The sequence below is a fragment of the Acinetobacter sp. CAU_H_S170_2 genome (genome assembly GCF_058890445.1).
This window is the reverse complement of the sequence record NZ_JBZYAE010000001.1, coordinates 2726128-2743657: the sequence shown is the minus strand read 5'-3', so window position 1 is coordinate 2743657 and position 17530 is coordinate 2726128. Positions and strand designations below refer to the sequence as shown.

14 protein-coding genes and 2 rRNA genes are annotated in these 17530 nt (G+C 41.4%); 13 read left to right on the top strand and 3 right to left on the bottom strand.

All coding sequences use genetic code 11. From position 1 onward, the window contains the following. Positions 1–240 precede the first annotated feature (240 nt). The 5 genes from AC5EUN_RS13475 to AC5EUN_RS13455 all read left to right on the top strand — a co-directional run bounded on the left by AC5EUN_RS13475 (position 241) and on the right by AC5EUN_RS13455 (position 6389). Positions 241–3134: ribosomal RNA gene (locus AC5EUN_RS13475) — 23S ribosomal RNA — on the top strand. 170 nt (positions 3135–3304) lie between these two features. After that, positions 3305–3419 (top strand): 5S ribosomal RNA (gene rrf, locus AC5EUN_RS13470). A 483-nt stretch (positions 3420–3902) separates the two neighbouring features. Then, positions 3903–5252, top strand: a complete 1350-nt coding sequence (locus AC5EUN_RS13465; RefSeq protein WP_159153709.1) for an aromatic acid/H+ symport family MFS transporter — start codon at positions 3903–3905, stop codon at positions 5250–5252. Between the two features lie 96 nt (positions 5253–5348). Next, a complete protein-coding gene (locus AC5EUN_RS13460) occupies positions 5349–6071 on the top strand; it encodes a hypothetical protein (protein ID WP_228276932.1) in 723 nt (240 codons plus the stop codon). 6 nt (positions 6072–6077) lie between these two features. Next, positions 6078–6389 (top strand): ankyrin repeat domain-containing protein, encoded by a 312-nt coding sequence (locus AC5EUN_RS13455; RefSeq protein ID WP_004695027.1) that lies wholly within the window; start codon positions 6078–6080, stop codon positions 6387–6389. A gap of 58 nt (positions 6390–6447) precedes the next feature. Here AC5EUN_RS13455 and AC5EUN_RS13450 read toward each other — a convergent pair whose 3' ends face one another. After that, entirely contained in the window at positions 6448–7002 is a 555-nt protein-coding gene (locus AC5EUN_RS13450) for a DJ-1/PfpI family protein (RefSeq protein ID WP_159153708.1), read from the bottom strand. Positions 7003–7327: 325 nt separating this feature from the next. Between AC5EUN_RS13450 and AC5EUN_RS13445 the strand changes: the two genes are divergently transcribed. The 5 genes from AC5EUN_RS13445 to hisG all read left to right on the top strand — a co-directional run bounded on the left by AC5EUN_RS13445 (position 7328) and on the right by hisG (position 11638). Continuing rightward, complete coding sequence (locus AC5EUN_RS13445; protein ID WP_005400217.1) at positions 7328–8782, top strand: RNA polymerase factor sigma-54; 1455 nt, start codon at positions 7328–7330, stop codon at positions 8780–8782. Positions 8783–8953: 171 nt separating this feature from the next. Next, positions 8954–9286 (top strand): ribosome hibernation-promoting factor, HPF/YfiA family, encoded by a 333-nt coding sequence (gene hpf / locus AC5EUN_RS13440; protein ID WP_004695021.1) that lies wholly within the window; start codon positions 8954–8956, stop codon positions 9284–9286. Between the two features lie 136 nt (positions 9287–9422). Further along, complete coding sequence (ibaG, locus tag AC5EUN_RS13435; RefSeq protein ID WP_004695019.1) at positions 9423–9674, top strand: BolA family iron metabolism protein IbaG; 252 nt, start codon at positions 9423–9425, stop codon at positions 9672–9674. Positions 9675–9680: 6 nt separating this feature from the next. After that, positions 9681–10940 carry a UDP-N-acetylglucosamine 1-carboxyvinyltransferase gene (murA, locus tag AC5EUN_RS13430; protein ID WP_005400214.1) on the top strand — a complete coding sequence of 420 codons (1260 nt, stop codon included), beginning with the start codon at positions 9681–9683 and terminating at the stop codon, positions 10938–10940. Beyond that, complete coding sequence (gene hisG / locus AC5EUN_RS13425; protein ID WP_010325965.1) at positions 10937–11638, top strand: ATP phosphoribosyltransferase; 702 nt, start codon at positions 10937–10939, stop codon at positions 11636–11638. The genes murA and hisG overlap by 4 nt, the downstream gene beginning before the upstream one ends. A 73-nt stretch (positions 11639–11711) precedes the next feature. Here hisG and AC5EUN_RS13420 read toward each other — a convergent pair whose 3' ends face one another. Then, the gene (locus AC5EUN_RS13420) at positions 11712–12056 is read right to left on the bottom strand and encodes a nuclear transport factor 2 family protein (RefSeq protein ID WP_010325966.1); all 345 of its coding nucleotides are present in this window, start codon (positions 12054–12056) and stop codon (positions 11712–11714) included. A gap of 176 nt (positions 12057–12232) precedes the next feature. Between AC5EUN_RS13420 and hisD the strand changes: the two genes are divergently transcribed. Both hisD and hisC read left to right on the top strand, forming a co-directional pair. Then, entirely contained in the window at positions 12233–13534 is a 1302-nt protein-coding gene (hisD, locus tag AC5EUN_RS13415) for a histidinol dehydrogenase (protein WP_493352491.1), read from the top strand. Positions 13535–13708: 174 nt separating this feature from the next. Next, complete coding sequence (hisC, locus tag AC5EUN_RS13410) at positions 13709–14800, top strand: histidinol-phosphate transaminase (protein ID WP_010325968.1); 1092 nt, start codon at positions 13709–13711, stop codon at positions 14798–14800. A 71-nt stretch (positions 14801–14871) separates the two neighbouring features. On the opposite strand, the gene pabB is transcribed toward hisC, so the two are convergent. Then, positions 14872–16221: an aminodeoxychorismate synthase component I gene (gene pabB / locus AC5EUN_RS13405; protein ID WP_029574949.1), complete on the bottom strand. Its 1350-nt coding sequence runs from the start codon at positions 16219–16221 to the stop codon at positions 14872–14874. Between the two features lie 253 nt (positions 16222–16474). Here pabB and filA point away from each other — a divergent pair, with 253 nt between their 5' ends. Then, the gene (filA, locus tag AC5EUN_RS13400) at positions 16475–17443 is read left to right on the top strand and encodes a putative pilus system protein FilA (protein ID WP_010325970.1); all 969 of its coding nucleotides are present in this window, start codon (positions 16475–16477) and stop codon (positions 17441–17443) included. Positions 17444–17530: the final 87 nt, after the last annotated feature.

The window sequence follows — 17530 nt, the reverse complement described above, 5'->3', positions numbered from 1 at the left end:
ATAATTTGTTCATACTCGTTTTTAAGATCGACATTAACAGTGATTTATTACTGGATGATGAAGATTAAAGAAATGAGTTACTAGCGAAATTAACTGAATCAAGCGTTTTGGTATGTGAATTGAATTGAAGCTGTACAGTGTTTAAGTACACAGAACAACAAACTGTAAGGAAGTGATGAGAAATCATCATAGACTGTCTTAATCCTACTTGTAGGGATTAACGACTGTTTGGGGTTGTATAGTCAAGTAATTAAGTGCATGTGGTGGATGCCTTGGCAGTCAGAGGCGATGAAAGACGTAATAGCCTGCGATAAGCTCCGGGGAGGCGGCAAATATCCTGTGATCCGGAGATTTCTGAATGGGGAAACCCACCTGTCATAAGGCAGGTATCGTATGATGAATACATAGTCATACGAGGCGAACGAGGGGAAGTGAAACATCTCAGTACCCTTAGGAAAAGAAATCAATTGAGATTCCCTCAGTAGCGGCGAGCGAACGGGGAAAAGCCCATTAAGTCATATAAGTTCTAGTGGAATGCTCTGGGAAGTGCAACCATAGTGGGTGATAGTCCTGTACACGAAAGGGCTTATATGATGATGTCGAGTAGGGCGGGGCACGTGAAACCTTGTCTGAATATGGGGGGACCATCCTCCAAGGCTAAATACTCCTGACTGACCGATAGTGAACCAGTACCGTGAGGGAAAGGCGAAAAGAACCCCTGTGAGGGGAGTGAAATAGATCCTGAAACCGCATGCATACAAGCAGTGGGAGCCGACTTGTTCGGTGACTGCGTACCTTTTGTATAATGGGTCAGCGACTTACATTCAGTAGCGAGGTTAACCGAATAGGGGAGCCGTAGAGAAATCGAGTCTTAATAGGGCGTTTAGTTGCTGGGTGTAGACCCGAAACCGGGTGATCTATCCATGAGCAGGTTGAAGGTTGGGTAACACTAACTGGAGGACCGAACCCACTGTCGTTGAAAAGCCAGGGGATGACTTGTGGATAGGGGTGAAAGGCTAATCAAACTCGGTGATAGCTGGTTCTCCCCGAAAGCTATTTAGGTAGCGCCTCGGACGAATACCATTGGGGGTAGAGCACTGTTTCGGCTAGGGGGTCATCCCGACTTACCAAACCGATGCAAACTCCGAATACCAATGAGTACTATCCGGGAGACAGACTGCGGGTGCTAACGTCCGTAGTCAAGAGGAAAACAATCCAGACCGCCAGCTAAGGCCCCAAAATTATAGTTAAGTGGGAAACGATGTGGGAAGGCATAGACAGCTAGGAGGTTGGCTTAGAAGCAGCCACCCTTTAAAGAAAGCGTAATAGCTCACTAGTCGAGTCGGCCTGCGCGGAAGATGTAACGGGGCTAAAACTATATGCCGAAGCTGCGGATTTGCAATTTATTGCAAGTGGTAGGGGAGCGTTCTGTAAGCCGATGAAGGTGTATTGAGAAGTATGCTGGAGGTATCAGAAGTGCGAATGCTGACGTGAGTAACGACAATGCGAGTGAAAAACTCGCACGCTGAAAGACCAAGGGTTCCAGTCCAACGTTAATCGGGGCTGGGTGAGTCGACCCCTAAGGCGAGGCCGAGAGGCGTAGTCGATGGGAAATTGGTTAATATTCCAATACTTCTATGTAATGCGATGAGAGGACGGAGAAGGTTAAGTCAGCCTGGCGTTGGTTGTCCAGGTGGAAGGTTGTAGGCATGTATCTTAGGCAAATCCGGGGTACTCTATGCTGAGAACTGATAGCAAGCTGTACTTGTACAGTGAAGTGGCTGATACCATGCTTCCAGGAAAAGTCTCTAAGCTTCAGTTACATAGGAATCGTACCCGAAACCGACACAGGTGGTCAGGTCGAGTAGACCAAAGCGCTTGAGAGAACTCTGCTGAAGGAACTAGGCAAAATGGTACCGTAACTTCGGGAGAAGGTACGCTGCCGACGGTGATAGGATTTACTCCTTGAGCTATTGGCAGCCACAGAAACCAGGCCCCTGCAACTGTTTATTAAAAACATAGCACTCTGCAAACACGAAAGTGGACGTATAGGGTGTGATGCCTGCCCGGTGCTGGAAGGTTAATTGATGGGGTTAGCGTAAGCGAAGCTCTTGATCGAAGCCCCAGTAAACGGCGGCCGTAACTATAACGGTCCTAAGGTAGCGAAATTCCTTGTCGGGTAAGTTCCGACCTGCACGAATGGCATAATGATGGGGGCGCTGTCTCCAGCAGAGACTCAGTGAAATCGAATTCGCCGTGAAGATGCGGTGTACCCGCGGCTAGACGGAAAGACCCCGTGAACCTTTACTGCAGCTTGACATTGAACTTTGATCTTACTTGTGTAGGATAGGTGGGAGGCTTTGAAACCGAGACGCTAGTTTCGGTGGAGCCAATCTTGAAATACCACCCTGGTAATATTGAGGTTCTAACTCTGCTCCATTATCTGGAGCGAGGACCATGTCTGGTGGGTAGTTTGACTGGGGCGGTCTCCTCCTAAAGAGTAACGGAGGAGTACGAAGGTGCGCTCAGCGTGGTCGGAAATCACGCGTAGAGTATAAAGGCAAAAGCGCGCTTAACTGCGAGACCCACAAGTCGAGCAGGTACGAAAGTAGGTCTTAGTGATCCGGTGGTTCTGTATGGAAGGGCCATCGCTCAACGGATAAAAGGTACTCTGGGGATAACAGGCTGATACCGCCCAAGAGTTCATATCGACGGCGGTGTTTGGCACCTCGATGTCGGCTCATCTCATCCTGGGGCTGAAGCAGGTCCCAAGGGTATGGCTGTTCGCCATTTAAAGAGGTACGCGAGCTGGGTTTAGAACGTCGTGAGACAGTTCGGTCCCTATCTACCGTGGGCGTTGGAAATTTGAGAGGATCTGCTCCTAGTACGAGAGGACCAGAGTGGACGAACCTCTGGTGTACCGGTTGTGACGCCAGTCGCATCGCCGGGTAGCTATGTTCGGAAGGGATAACCGCTGAAAGCATCTAAGCGGGAAGCCTACCTCAAGATAAGATTTCCCTAGGACTTTATGTCCTCTAAAGAGCCGTTGAAGACTACGACGTTGATAGGTTGGATGTGGAAGCATAGTGATATGTGAAGCTGACCAATACTAATTGCTCGTGAGGCTTGACTATACAACACCCAAACAGTTGGTGTTGTGGTTCAAATCACTGCAAACAACTTGATTTAGTTATAAAGCTAGATACAATATCCAACTCAAATATACCTGTTAATAACTCATTTGATGAAAGTTAGGCATACACAATGTGTAAATAAGACCCAACGAATAGTCATAAACAGTTGTGCTGGCGACAATAGCAAGAGTGAACCACCTGATCCCTTCCCGAACTCAGAAGTGAAACCTCTTAGCGCTGATGGTAGTGTGGAGTTATCCATGTGAGAGTAAGTCATCGCCAGCTCATTAATTCTAAATCCCCCTCCGCTAAGCGCTGAGGGGGATTTTTTTATGCAAGGAAGGTTAAAATAATAAATGAATCAATCGTCTAATTGAGATTTATCGTAATTAAATAAAACATCCTAAATAGTCATAATTATTATTTAAATGAACCTTTCTATACTTATTTTTCTTTTTTACTATCAGTTAATTTTTACTATCAACTAAATACTATATTTTTATCTAATTTAAATTAGGCCTTTATTGTTAATTATTATTTTATTTCATATCAGAAAGACAAGTGTTAATGGTTGGTTTTATTTATTTTTAATGCGAATTAAATCATTTATTTAGACTAATGTTGAATTTTTATATCACTATAAATTGTGTGAATATAACACCAAATTACTTTGGTGAATGACTTCTGTTTGGGCTGAATTAGCACATTATAAAAACTGAAGGGCGCTAGTTAAAGTGCAATGAAACAATAGCTCATAGGAGGTGAATAATGTCAGCTAAAGCAGTTAATGTGAATGATATTATTGATCGTGCAAAATTTTCGGGTTTCCATTTTCAAGTTGTTGCTTGGTGTCTGCTAATTATTTTATTTGATGGTTATGATTTGGCAATTAATGGTGTGGTATTGCCATTATTAATGGAAGACTGGGGCTTAAGTGCTGTACAGGCGGGTATGCTTGCAAGTACTGCTTTAGCAGGCATGATGTTTGGTGCAATGATATTTGGCTCTTTGGCGGATAAAATTGGTCGTAAAAAAGTCATTATGATCTGTATTGTACTTTTTAGCGGGCTTACCTGTGCAGGTGGTTTTGCATCAAACCCAACGGAATTTGCAATTCTCCGTTTCCTTGCGGGACTAGGAATTGGTGGAGTAATGCCAAACCTTGTTGCGCTGACATCTGAGTATGCACCACAAAAAATGCGTAGTACCTTAGTAACCACAATGTTTAGTGGTTATGCTGTGGGTGGTGTAATGGCTGCATTACTAGGTGCGTGGTTTACTCCAAGTTTTGGTTGGCAAATTATGTTCTTTATTGCGGGTATTCCTTTGTTGTTGTTACCAGTTATTTGGAAGTTTTTGCCCGAGTCTTTGACTTTTATTGTGCAACAAAACCGTCAAGTGGAAGCACGTAAAATTGTTCGTCGTTTAGCACCAACAGTAACGGTAAAAGAAGATACAACTTTTGAGTTGCATCAGCTTGATGTGCCAGAGTCTGCAAATGTTGTGAGCTTATTTAAACGTGGGCGTGCGGTAAATACCTTGTTGTTTTGGGTGGCGTTCTTCACCTGCTTACTGACGATGTATGCTTTAAGCAGTTGGTTGCCGAAGTTAATGATGGTAGCAGGCTACTCAATGGACAATAGCTTGATGTTTATGATGGTGATGAATATTGGTGCTGTGATTGGTATTGTGGGTGGAGGGATCTTGGCAGATCGCTTCCATTTGAAACCTGTGCTGATGTGCTTGGGGATGATAGGTGCTGTTGTGATGAGCTTGATGGGCTTCCAATCGAATCAATTCCTTTTATATATTTTAGTATTCTTGGCGGGTGCTGCATCCATTGGTTCGCAAATGCTGCTTTATAGCTATGTTGCTCAGTACTACCCGCTTGCTGTTCGTTCAACTGGGATCGGGTGGTCGTCTGCGATTGGCCGTATGGGTGCAATCATTGGACCAATTTTAATCGGGAGTTTGTTGGGAATGAATTTGCCAGCGCACTTTAACTTTATTGCAGTGGGTTTGCCTGTGTTGATTACTGCTATTGCGGTTGCTCTGATTATGCATGATAGTGACAGCGATAAGATTGATCTTAAAGACGCGTCTATAGCTAAAGCATAAGTTGTGATTCCTTAAAAAGAAAAGCCTCCGAAAGGAGGCTTTTTTTATCTAGTAGATGTATATTATTGATTATAAATATTAAGTATTATTGAAATTATGATCGAGGATTATTTTAAACCTTTAGCTTTGCAGACAGATTTAGGATTGGGGGCAACAGCGGATTCTTTCTATTATGCGGCACAGGCACTAGATGATAATCAAGATACAAAATATGGTTTTGGTATCGGTGGAGGTAAATTACCAATTCTATATCTTTATAGGCATTCGATTGAACTATATCTAAAATCAGCAATTACTCTCATATATAAGATCAGTTTTAAAAAATCAAAAACTGGAAATGATGATTTCCCAAAATTAGTTGAAAATGGTAAAGAGAAAAAAATATTTAATGTCCATTCAATTAAAACTTTATTTGAAAATTTTTTAATTATTTTAGAAAATAATCGTGATTCTATAGATAGTAGAACAGGATATAACTGGTTTGATATTCCTGAAGAAATACCTATATTAATTAATAAATTAGAAGAATATGATAGTAATTCAACTATGTTTAGATATCCTATTAGTATGGATAAAAATTTAGATTATCAAAAATCTACTTTTAAAAAATGTAATCTTGTTAAAGGAAAAACTCCAAAAGAGTCGAAAAGTGAATCAAAATCTAAGATTTTCTTACTTGTCCATAATGGGGACGATGAAATCATCGAATCATACGTAAGCGATAATGAAGTGTTAAGTGAGATTCATGAAGTTCTAAAAGAGTTATCTGAACAGTTATCAGGATTACACTTTGGTCTGAAATTTGATTTAATTAGGTAACTTATTATGAAACTCAACTCATTCTCCCCAATTCCTGAAAACGATGATGAACTGCATTTACCTGAATTGGTGTATTGGGCGTCTTTAGGTGAACTCGCTGAAGTAGAAAAAAGTCTCGCCAATGGTGTAGATGTGAACTCTACTGATGATGAAGGTTATAGCGCCCTCCAAGCGGCGGCTGAAAATGGCTATCTAGATGTGGTGAAACTACTGGTTGAAAAAGGTGCGAATGTCCACTACAAAGGTGAGTACACAGCGCTTCAACTGGCTGAAATGGCAGAACAAGTAGAAATTATTGAATATTTAAAAAGTCTGTAACTTTTATAATGAATAAAAGAGCCTGCTCAATATCAGGCTCTTTTTATTTTATGGCATCTTAAATGGACGAATTGGATTCAATTTCTTTCAATATCGCTTGATTAAAAGCGGGAAGATCCTCTGGACTACGTGAGCTGATGAGCGTCCAACCACCTGCATTACATTTATGAACGGCTTCATCGACCCATATAGCACCTGCATTTTCCAGATCGAGTCGTATATTTTTATGCGAAGTCAGTTGCTTAGCTTGAATCCGTTCAGCATTAGTCAAAACCCAAGGCGCATGACAAATCACGGCGATCGGTTTGGCTTGGTTGCTAAAACTGTGGATAATTTCGAGAGCTTTAGGATGGTGGCGTAAGAGATCAACATTAACTGCACCGCCGGGGATAATCAGCAAGTCGTAGTCGTCATAATGAACATGATCCAAATCGACGTCTGGAGGATAGCTTGCTGCCGAGTCTGAGTCCATTTTGACAGTTCGAACATCACGAGCTTCAATCGCGGCATGAATGCATTCTATGCCTTTGGACTGTAGAAAATGGAGAGGCTGAATTAGCTCATCATTTTCTACGCCTACATTTGAGGTTATGAACAATACTTTTTGAGTCATGTAAATCACCTAAAAAATGTCTATGCTTTAGCCTAACAAAGCAGAATGATACCGATGTTTTGATTTAACGGACTCTTGTAAGTAAGTGAAAGTAGTCGATGCAGTGTTTCGTGTAACTTTAGACTGTGTGAAGGTTTTAATGAGCCTTTTCAATAATTGATATGCATTAATACATCCATAAAATCTAAAACTAGGTAGGAAATGAAAAACAATCTGCTCAAAAAATGTAGGTTTTTTGAATTTTCTATGCTATAAAAAATAAAACGGCACAAAAATTGCTTATAAAGCGTGCTTTAAAAATAGTTGTATTGATGAGTAGAGTTTTATGAAGTTATCGGTTGGATTGAAAGTTTCGAACTCTTTGTCGCTAACCCCCCAATTACAACAAGCTATTCGATTGCTTCAATTATCGAGCCTTGAACTTGAACAGGAAATTCAGATTCAACTCGACAGCAATCCACTCTTAGAAAAAGTAGAAGAACAGTCATCTATCGAAAGCTTATCCAGTGTGCAAGAGCAAGAACAGGATAAGAAAGATTTAACCAACGAACTCAACGCCGACCATTTACCCGATGATTTACCGGTCGATACCGACTGGGATGATGTTTACACCCATCAACCGACCAGTTTGGGCGCAGCAGAGTTTGAAGAACGAGAAGATAATCGCCAAGGTCATTTGGGCTTAAAAGAGCATATGCTCGAGCAAATCAATCTGTTGCATTTTTCGCAAGTAGATATGTTGATTGCTTATTGCATTATTGACTCGTTGGACGATAAAGGTTTTTTAGACAGTGATATTTCAGAAATAACGACTTCAGTTCAACATCTTTTAACAAGCATGGACTATGACGACGAAGTCGAAGATGACGAAGTGGTTGTGGTGCTCAAGCATATTCAGCGTTTAGACCCACTTGGCGTTGGGGCGCGGAATCTTGCAGAGTGCTTAATGGTGCAGTTGGAAGCCTTGCCGATGCAGACCGCATGTCGAAATGATGCCATGAATCTGCTGAAAAACTATGAACTATTGATCAGCAATGAACTGGCGAAACTGATTAAACAAACAGGTTTAAATCAAGAGCAGCTCAAGTGTGCGGTTGATTTATTGAAAACGCTAAAAGCGCATCCAGGACTTGAATTTGAAGATAAAGACTCGGATTATCAAATTCCTGATGTCGTGGTAATGAAGAAAAACGAACAATGGCAAGTGGCTTTAAATCCTGATGTGATGCCAAAACTTCGTGTGAACTCGTTTTATGCCAATATGATTAAGCGTGCTGATCAAAGTGAAGATAATCAGTACTTACGTAATCAGATGTTGGATGCGAAAAACTTTATTAAAAGTGTCGATGAACGACATAAAACTTTACTGAAAGTGGCGACGTGTATCATTGAACATCAGCGTGCATTTTTAGAAATTGGTGCTGAAGGGATGAAGCCTTTGGTACTTCGAGATATTGCAGAAGAAGTTGAATTGCATGAGTCGACCGTCTCTCGGGTGACAACCAACAAATATATGCTGACGCCACGAGGCTTGTTCGAGTTGAAATATTTCTTTTCAAGCCATGTGGGGACTACTTCAGGCGGTGAGGCATCTTCAACTGCAATTCGTGCCAAGATTAAAAAATTGATTGCTGAAGAGAATGCACGTAAACCTTTGTCTGATAACGCAATTGCCAATCTTTTAAAAGACGATGGAATTGATGTAGCGCGTCGGACAGTGGCAAAGTATCGCGAATCGTTACATATTCCGTCATCTTCTGAACGAAAAGTCTTGATCTAAAATTTAAAATCTGACTATTCTAGAGGTTCATTATGACAACATAATGAACCTCTTTTTTCTTTAAGGAATGGCTAAAATGATTTGATGTTTCTATGCGTGCTGGTTATTTTGTAGTCATTAAATCGTCTTGGCTTTTCCTCATTAATCCTAATGAAGGTGAGGGATAGATATATGCAAATAACAATTCGTGGACATCATTTGAGCATTACCCCAGCTATTGAAGATACCATTCGCTGCAAATTTGCAGAAATGACCAAGCATATTGATCAGGTGAACAGTATGCAGGTGAAATTAACCAAGGATCATCAGGTCGATAAACATACTAAAAAAGGCAGTAGCAATCATATTGCAGAAGCAATTATCCGTTTACCAGGCATTGAATTTTTTGCTCAGGCTTCAGCAGATGATATGTATACGTCGATTAAAAAATTATCAGAAAAACTAAAAAGACAGCTCGATAAGCACCGTAAAATGCAGCAGGTTTACCAACCTATTGCCATTTAGTTTGTTTTTTATGCAAAAAGAGGTTTTTTAAAACCTCTTTTTTTATATATAAAGTGTGCGGGTTTATGATTTATTTTTCAGATTTATAGTAAAATGGCAGGTTTTTACACCGTTGGTCCTATAAGAGGTCTTTGTGATGAATAGTGAACAGCTCACTGAAATTTTAAAAGCTGCTTTTCCTGAAGCTGAAGTTGCAGTTAGTGGGCAAGGCGGAAAGTTTGACTTACGTATTGTCGACGACCAATTCGAAGGCAAACGCCCTGTTGCACGTCAGCAAGCTGTTTATGCACCATTAAATTCTTATATCGCAAGTGGCGAAGTGCATGCGGTGACTATTCGTGCAATGACTAAAGAAGAATGGCGTAAAGCAAGCTTATTCGGAGCTTAAAATTAGATGGATAAATTTTTAATTCAAGGTGGCACGAAGCTCGAAGGCGAAGTTCGTATTTCGGGTGCTAAAAATGCTGCCTTGCCGTTGCTTGCAGCAATGATTTTGCCTGAAACCCCAACCAAGCTCACCAACGTACCGCATTTAAAAGATGTAAATACTTTGGTGCAGTTGATTGGTGGTCTAGGTATTACCATGACCTATGAAGGTGACACGGTTACTGCGGATACCTCAACACTGGACAATCAGTTTGCACCGTATGAGCTGGTGAAAACTATGCGTGCATCTATTTTAGTGCTGGGCCCATTGGTGGCGCGCTATGGTAGTGCAAAAGTGTCTTTGCCGGGTGGATGTGCGATTGGCTCGCGCCCAGTCGATCAACATTTAAAAGCTTTAGAAGCTTTAGGTGCAGAGATTGAAGTTGAAGCGGGTTATGTACATGCTAAAGTTGATGGACGTCTGAAAGGTGGCGAAGTCATTTTTGATATGGTGACCGTGGGTGGTACCGAAAATATCTTAATGGCTGCGGCATTGGCAGAAGGTGTGACCACGATTCGTAATGCGGCACGTGAACCTGAAATTACGGACCTTGCGAAAATGTTGATCGCGATGGGTGCAAAAATTGAAGGATTAGACACAGATACCCTAGTGGTCACAGGTGTTGAAAAACTACATGGCTGTGAATATGCTGTGGTTGCTGACCGTATTGAAACAGGTTCGTATTTGGCTGCTGCGGCCATTACCGGAGGTCGTGTAAAAACCACACATACTGATCCAACGTTGATGGAATCGGTCTTAGAAAAGTTTGAAGAAATGGGCGCGGAAGTGACCCGTGGTGATGATTGGATTGAACTGGATATGATGGGTAAACGCCCGAAAGCAGTGAGTTTCCAAACGCTTCCACATCCAGATTTCCCAACTGATATGCAAGCACAGATTATGGCAGTCAATGCCATTGGTCGTGGTTTTGCCACCATTTCTGAAACGATTTTTGAAAACCGTTTTATGCATGTACCTGAATTGTCACGTATGGGTGCCAATATTCAGGTCGAAGGTAATGATGCTGTTGTGACCGGTGTAGAGAAACTTTCTGCTGCACCTGTGATGGCAACAGATTTACGCGCTTCTTTCTCGCTAGTGTTAGCTGCGCTTGCTGCGGATGGTGAGACGCTGATTGATCGTATCTATCATATTGATCGCGGTTATGAAGATGTCGAAGCGAAATTACAAGGTATAGGCGCCCAAATTAAGCGAGTAAGTTCATGAGCGATATGAGAAACGATGATCCAAATTTTGACGTAATGGGCAATTTTGATCATGGTTTAACATTGGCATTGAGTAAAGGTCGTATTTTAAAAGAAACCCTGCCTTTACTTGAAACGGCTGGAATTAACTTACTGGAAGATCCTGATAAGTCACGCAAGTTAATTTTCCCAACCACCCATAAACAAGTCCGTATTTTAATTTTACGTGCTTCTGACGTACCCACCTATGTGGAAAATGGTGCGGCTGATATCGGTGTTGCGGGTAAAGACGTGCTTATGGAACATGGCGCGCAAAACGTTTATGAACCACTCGATCTAAAAATCGCAGTATGTAAACTGATGACTGCAGGCAAAGTTGGCATGGCGCGTCCCAAAGGGCGTTTAAAAATTGCCACTAAATACGTAAACTTAACCCGTCAGTACTATGCAAGCTTAGGTGAGCAAGTCGATGTAATTAAGTTGTACGGTTCAATGGAACTTGCACCGTTGGTGGGTTTGGGCGATTACATTGTTGACGTGGTCGATACTGGGAATACTTTACGTGCCAATGGTTTAGAACCTTTGGAAGAAATTTGTAAAGTGTCTTCACGTCTGATCGTGAACAAGGCAAGTTTCAAACGTAAGCAAGCATTGTTAAACCCAATTCTTGCACAGTTAGAAACAGCAGTCGCTGAACGTGAAGCGTTAAAAAACAAATAAGTTCATCTTTTTTGTTTAAGAAACCGCTATCGATGATGGCGGTTTTTTTGTACCTGCTCATTTTTTAATATTTTTATTGGGTTGAAATACAATAGGATTTAATTTGAGCCAGTTGATTTAAAGTATTAAAAGTATAGACATCACAAGCAGAAATTCGCGATGTCTGCTGGGTGTCATGAAATTGTGCTTCACCTTGAACAATCACATGATGACCCGCTTGATGAATTGCTTGAATATGGAACTCATGCGCGACCGTCGTAAAATAATGTTCGATAGACTGGCAATGCTTCAGTACTTGATCAAAACCTGAAAGACGTTGTTCACCCACAATTTCCCATGTAATGGTTTGTGAAAAATGCTGTTGGATGCGGCTAAATTGCCCCGTTGAAAAGTAGGTGGCTATGTCCGTAAGGGCCATCTTGTTTTGCCTGTTTTTTAGTCATGTTTAATGATTCTAGTTTAAAAATATTGAATCAGATTCATTTCCCGATGAAGTTAAAAGTAATTTTTCATTACACTCTGTGTTTAGCTGGAGGATTGTTGCCCACAAAATACAGGAAACAAGGTAAACTAAAGCTTCCCTTTATTTTCATTGTGGATAAATTGATGCGACGTTTATCGACTCAAGATCAGAAATTTAAACAAGTCTTTGCTGATTTGTTGGCTTTTGAAACCGTGAGTGACCCAGAACTTTTAAAAACCGTAGATCAAATCATCGCTGATGTTCGTCAGCATGGTAATGCTCATGTTCTTAAACTCACTCAACAGTTCGATCGACATCCCGCGCATCAATTCTCAGATTTAGAACTGACCCAAGAGCAATTAAAAACCGCTTTTGAGGGTTTGAGTACCGAAGTCCGCGAGGCGTTAGAGCTTGCTGCAAACCGCATTCGTGAGTTTCACCAAGCGCAAAAACAAGAAGGCTGGACCTATGTGGATGCCTTAGGGAACACACTTGGGCAAAAAGTAACGCCTTTAGATCGCGTTGGTATTTATGTACCTGGTGGTTTGGCATCTTATCCGTCTTCTGTACTGATGAATGCTGTGCCTGCGCATGTGGCGGGTGTACCTGAAATTATTATGGTCGTACCTTCACCGAATGGTGAGTTGAATCCATTGGTATTAGCAGCTGCTTATTTGGCTGGCGTCAGCCGTGTCTTTACCATTGGTGGAGCGCAAGCAGTTGCAGCTTTAGCCTATGGTACAGAAACGATTCCAGCAGTAGATAAGATTACAGGACCAGGTAACCGTTTTGTCGCGGCTGCGAAACGTGCGGTATTCGGACAGGTCGGTATCGACATGATTGCAGGGCCATCTGAAATTTTAGTTTATGCCGAAGGCGTGAATAACGCACAGTGGCTGGCAATGGATTTATTGTCCCAAGCTGAACACGATACTGTGGCACAAGCAGTGTTTATTACACCAGATGAGCAGTTGTTAAATGAAGTAGAACTGGCTATTGAAGCGCATTTACAAGCTTTACCTAAGGCGGAGATTGCGCGTACTTCAATAGCGAATCGTGGCGCGTTAGTGCTTGTGAAAGACCGCGCTGAAGCAGTTGAACTGATTAATCAAGTTGCGCCTGAGCATTTAGAGCTTTGCCTAGATGAAGCACAGGAAATGGCTGAAGATATTCGTCATGCAGGCGCAATCTTCATGGGGCGTTATACGCCAGAAGCGATTGGCGACTATTGTGCAGGGCCCAACCACGTTTTGCCAACTTCAGGTACGGCACGCTTTTCCTCGCCGCTGGGTGTATATGATTTCCAAAAACGTTCAAGTTTGATTATGTGCTCTGAGCAAGGTGTGAAAACTTTGGCGAAAACCGCGGATATCTTAGCGCAACAAGAAAACTTAGATGCGCATGCGCGTTCGGCACGTTATCGTTATCAATAATATAAATTTAGATCCCTCATTTGTTCAGTAATGAATGTTCCTCTCCCTATGGGAGAGGTTAGGAGAGGGGAAAATATTTAATTCAGTTTGGGACATTATAAACCTCTCCCAAACCCTCTCCTAGAAGGATAGGGCTTATATAAAAGTAAGTTGAGTGCATAAATGAGATAGACAATGTTTAACATTACTAAAGAACAAATGCGTTTTTGGAGTCCTGAAGTACGTGAATTAGAACCGTATGTGCCAGGTGAACAACCGAAAATTCAAAATTTATTGAAGCTCAATACCAACGAAAACCCATATCCACCCTCACCAAAAGTGGTGGAGGCTGTTCAAGCGGTTTTGGAAAACTCTGCAGATGTATTGCGTTTATATCCAGATCCAGATGCTTCTGCGTTAAAGCAGGCGATTGCGAAACAACAAAATGTTGCGGTTGAAAATGTCTTTGTTGGCAATGGTTCAGATGAGGTCTTAGCGCATATTTTTAAAGCTTTTTTTGTGCAAGAGCTGCCTTTACTTTACCCTGATATTACCTATAGCTTCTATCCTGTTTATAGCCAATTCTTTGGGGTCAAAACCAAAATTTTACCACTCAATGATGACTTTGAAATTGTGGTGGATGATTATAAACAAGCCAATGGCGGCATTATTATCACCAATCCAAATGCACCAACCAGTATAGATATTGGTTTAGCTGCAATAGAAGCAGTGCTTCAGGCCAATCCAAATTCAGTCGTGGTGATTGATGAAGCTTATGTGGACTTTGGTGCTGAGTCGGCAGTCAGTTTGGTGGAAAAGTATGAGAACTTGGTGGTGTGTCAAACCACGTCTAAGTCTCGTTCACTGGCAGGTTTACGTGTTGGTTTTGCGATTGCTCAACCGCATTTGATTGCGGCACTGGAAGCGGTGAAGAATAGTTTTAACTCTTATCCGATGGACCGTTTTGCGATAGCTGCTGCGGTTGCTTCATTTGAAGATCAAGCTTATTTCGAAGCACAAAATCAAAAAGTAATTCAAAGCCGTGAACATTTGGTTGAACAATTGACCGCACTGGGCTTTAACGTTTTGCCATCAAGTGCCAACTTTATCTTTGCATCATTACCTAGCAAAGATGCAGGTGAATTAGCGGCTGAATTACGTGAACAAGGCATTATTGTGCGTTATTTCAATAAACCGCGTATTAACCAGTTTTTACGTATCACGGTTGGAACTGATGAACAAAATCAACGCTTAGTCGATACATTGAAAAATGATATTTTAAAATAAACTTTCAACAGTTGTGATCTTTGAAAAGTGAACCTTCACTGATGTGAAGGTTCACTTTTTTATTTTGGTGGTTATTCAGCGTCCGTTTGCACAAAAGTATTGAGTAAATTAAGCAGTGCTGAGACCTTGTCAAAGCATTCTTGGTATTCAGCTTCACACTCTGATGCAATGGTAATTCCACCGCCAGCCCAAAGTGAAACCTCATCTTGGAATTTTTGAATGGAACGAATCAGAATGTTCCAAGAACCAGTACCATCGAAATTAAAATAACCCATTGAGCCACAGTACGCTCCACGTGGTGCACCTTCGAGTTCTTCAATAATCTGCATTGCTCGAATTTTAGGTGCACCTGTAATAGACCCGCCAGGTAGCGCAGAGAGCAGCACATGAAAGGGATGAACTTCTGCTTTAAGTGTTGCTTCGACTTCGCTGACCATATGATGGACTTGATTAAAGCTTTCAATATTAAACAGTTTAGGTGTTTTGACTGAGCCCGTTTCTGCATAAACACTCAAGTCATTACGCAGTAGATCGACAATCATCACATTTTCAGCTTGGTCTTTTTCTGAAGCCATCAAACGTTGTTTCGATTGTTCATCTAAGACGGGATCTGCATAGCGCGGCATGGTGCCTTTAATTGGTTTTGTGACAATTTTCCGCTGTTCTTTAAAGTCGATAAACAGTTCAGGGGAGCAGCTTAGAAGTTCAAAATCATCAAGGCGTAAGTATCCTGAATAGGGTGCATCCGTGAGTTTCCAAAAATGTTCAACGGCACTGAGTAACTGACCCTCTGCGTTAGCCGTGAACTCTTGTGTGAGATTGATTTGATAACAATCCCCAGCTTTGATGTACTCCTGTACTTGCTGAAAAGCTTGTTTGTATTCGGTTTCAGTCCAGCGTGCTTGGCAGATCGACTCAAGTTTGAGTGGATGGGTTAAGGCCGATGGCTGTAATAAATACGATTCAATTTTGCGATAAATGCGTTCTGCTTGTGAATCACTACTACAAAATAGCCAGCCTGCATCAGTCCATTGTAGATAACTGCTGTATAAACCCAAAAATAGGCTTGGCTGTGACTTAATTTGAACCGGAACGTGTTGCTGGGCGGCATAATCATAACTGACGAATCCAATGAGTCCGCCACTAAAAGATGCTTCTTTTTGTTCTGAGCTTGGCTGAATATTACTGGAAATGTCTATTTCTTCATCATCACGGATATAACAAAAATCCCGTGTGCGTTGAAAGAAAAAGTGCTGGTTTTTTTGAAAAACTTGATAACGCTCGGGTAAAAAAGCAATGACAGGTGCATCGACATTTTGTAAATAGACTAACTGTGTGAGCTCATTCAATGCCTGTAGTATATGAGATACAGAGAGGCTTGAATCACAAATTATCTTTTTAAATGATTGGCTTAGAGTCATGCTAACGCAAATAGGATTAAAAAATTCAGGCTATTTTACCTCATTGTAGGTGTACGCATAGAGGAAATACCGTTTATCGGTAAGCTATGGATTGCGACCAACAGTAGTTGATCAAAAAATCACTCGCATATAACTTAGTTCAGGCAATAAAGTCACTCAAGGATAGGTGTTAATACTGCGACAAAATAAAAAAACAGTAACTAACACCGAGTGATCGATATCACAAAAATAAAGCTCTTAGGAGAGGAACGCGATGAAAATTATTACTAAACTTGCTTTAGTTTCTTCAATGGCAATCAGTGCAAATGCAATGGCAATGCAAGCAATGGATGACGCTTCGCTTAGTGCCGCTACAGGTCAAGATGGCATTAGTATTGGGATTGGTATTTCTAAGGTCGAAATCGGTAAAGTCTTTATTCACGATAATGATGGTTTAGCTACTGCAAATGGTGGTACTGCTAAGGCTGGTGCTATTGTGATTCAAGGTAATGGGAAAGATAATGCTGATGGTACAGCGCATGTAAATAAAGTTAACGGTATTGTCATTGGTGCAAACTATGATAAAGCTGGGGCATATTTACTTCCTTCTCGTAACTTAGCTGACTTGCAAATTGACACAGATGCAAACAGTGGTAATGCATTTATTAATGTTGCAGCTCAAGTTTCAGGCCTAGATATTAATATTGGTCAAATTGGTGTCGTGGCTTCAGCTGATATGCCTGCAACTGGTGCAACTTCTATCCGTCGTGGTGGTACAGGTACGGTGAATCCGATTCTAAGTGGTTTATCACTGAAAACAGGTCCAATGTCTGCAAACATCCAACTAGGTGCTGCACCGCAAGGCGCAATGATCCAATTAAGTGCGACTATGGTTGGTGGTTTAGAAATTAAAGATCTCGGTATCTTAGATAACTCAACTAAAACAGGAACGCGTGCTGCAGGCGAAATCTTTGTGGAAAGCATTAAAGTTGCAGATGCAAATTCTCTAGATTTAACACTGAATCAAAAAATTAGTGTGATTGGTGAAGAGGGTGCGAATAAGGGCTATATTCGTATGATTAGCACAAGTGGCGCGCACGACACTTATGTTAAAGGTGTACATTTGGGTAGCCGTAATGCTGCATCTATTGGTGATGTCGAAGTTCAAGGTATGCAAACTTACTTTAGCCCAGCTGCTGGTGTATACATGCCAGGTGCTGTGATTACCATTTCGGGGCACTAAAATTAGACTTCAAGAAAGCGCGTGAATTCACGCGCTTTTTTTCTAAAATTTATTCATAAAAAATGCAAAAAAAGACTATTTTTTTTA

Excerpts from the sequence above, each read along its gene's own strand:
- hisG (WP_010325965.1), top strand. The coding sequence starts at position 10,937 with ATGAGCGATATGAGAAACGATGATCCAAATTTTGACGTAATGGGCAAT.
- ibaG (WP_004695019.1), top strand. The coding sequence starts at position 9,423 with ATGAATAGTGAACAGCTCACTGAAATTTTAAAAGCTGCTTTTCCTGAA.
- AC5EUN_RS13450 (WP_159153708.1), bottom strand. The coding sequence starts at position 7,002 with ATGACTCAAAAAGTATTGTTCATAACCTCAAATGTAGGCGTAGAAAAT.
- AC5EUN_RS13465 (WP_159153709.1), top strand. The coding sequence starts at position 3,903 with ATGTCAGCTAAAGCAGTTAATGTGAATGATATTATTGATCGTGCAAAA.
- hisC (WP_010325968.1), top strand. The coding sequence starts at position 13,709 with ATGTTTAACATTACTAAAGAACAAATGCGTTTTTGGAGTCCTGAAGTA.
- murA (WP_005400214.1), top strand. The coding sequence starts at position 9,681 with ATGGATAAATTTTTAATTCAAGGTGGCACGAAGCTCGAAGGCGAAGTT.
- AC5EUN_RS13445 (WP_005400217.1), top strand. The coding sequence starts at position 7,328 with ATGAAGTTATCGGTTGGATTGAAAGTTTCGAACTCTTTGTCGCTAACC.
- pabB (WP_029574949.1), bottom strand. The coding sequence starts at position 16,221 with ATGACTCTAAGCCAATCATTTAAAAAGATAATTTGTGATTCAAGCCTC.
- AC5EUN_RS13460 (WP_228276932.1), top strand. The coding sequence starts at position 5,349 with ATGATCGAGGATTATTTTAAACCTTTAGCTTTGCAGACAGATTTAGGA.
- hpf (WP_004695021.1), top strand. The coding sequence starts at position 8,954 with ATGCAAATAACAATTCGTGGACATCATTTGAGCATTACCCCAGCTATT.
- AC5EUN_RS13420 (WP_010325966.1), bottom strand. The coding sequence starts at position 12,056 with ATGGCCCTTACGGACATAGCCACCTACTTTTCAACGGGGCAATTTAGC.
- AC5EUN_RS13455 (WP_004695027.1), top strand. The coding sequence starts at position 6,078 with ATGAAACTCAACTCATTCTCCCCAATTCCTGAAAACGATGATGAACTG.
- filA (WP_010325970.1), top strand. The coding sequence starts at position 16,475 with ATGAAAATTATTACTAAACTTGCTTTAGTTTCTTCAATGGCAATCAGT.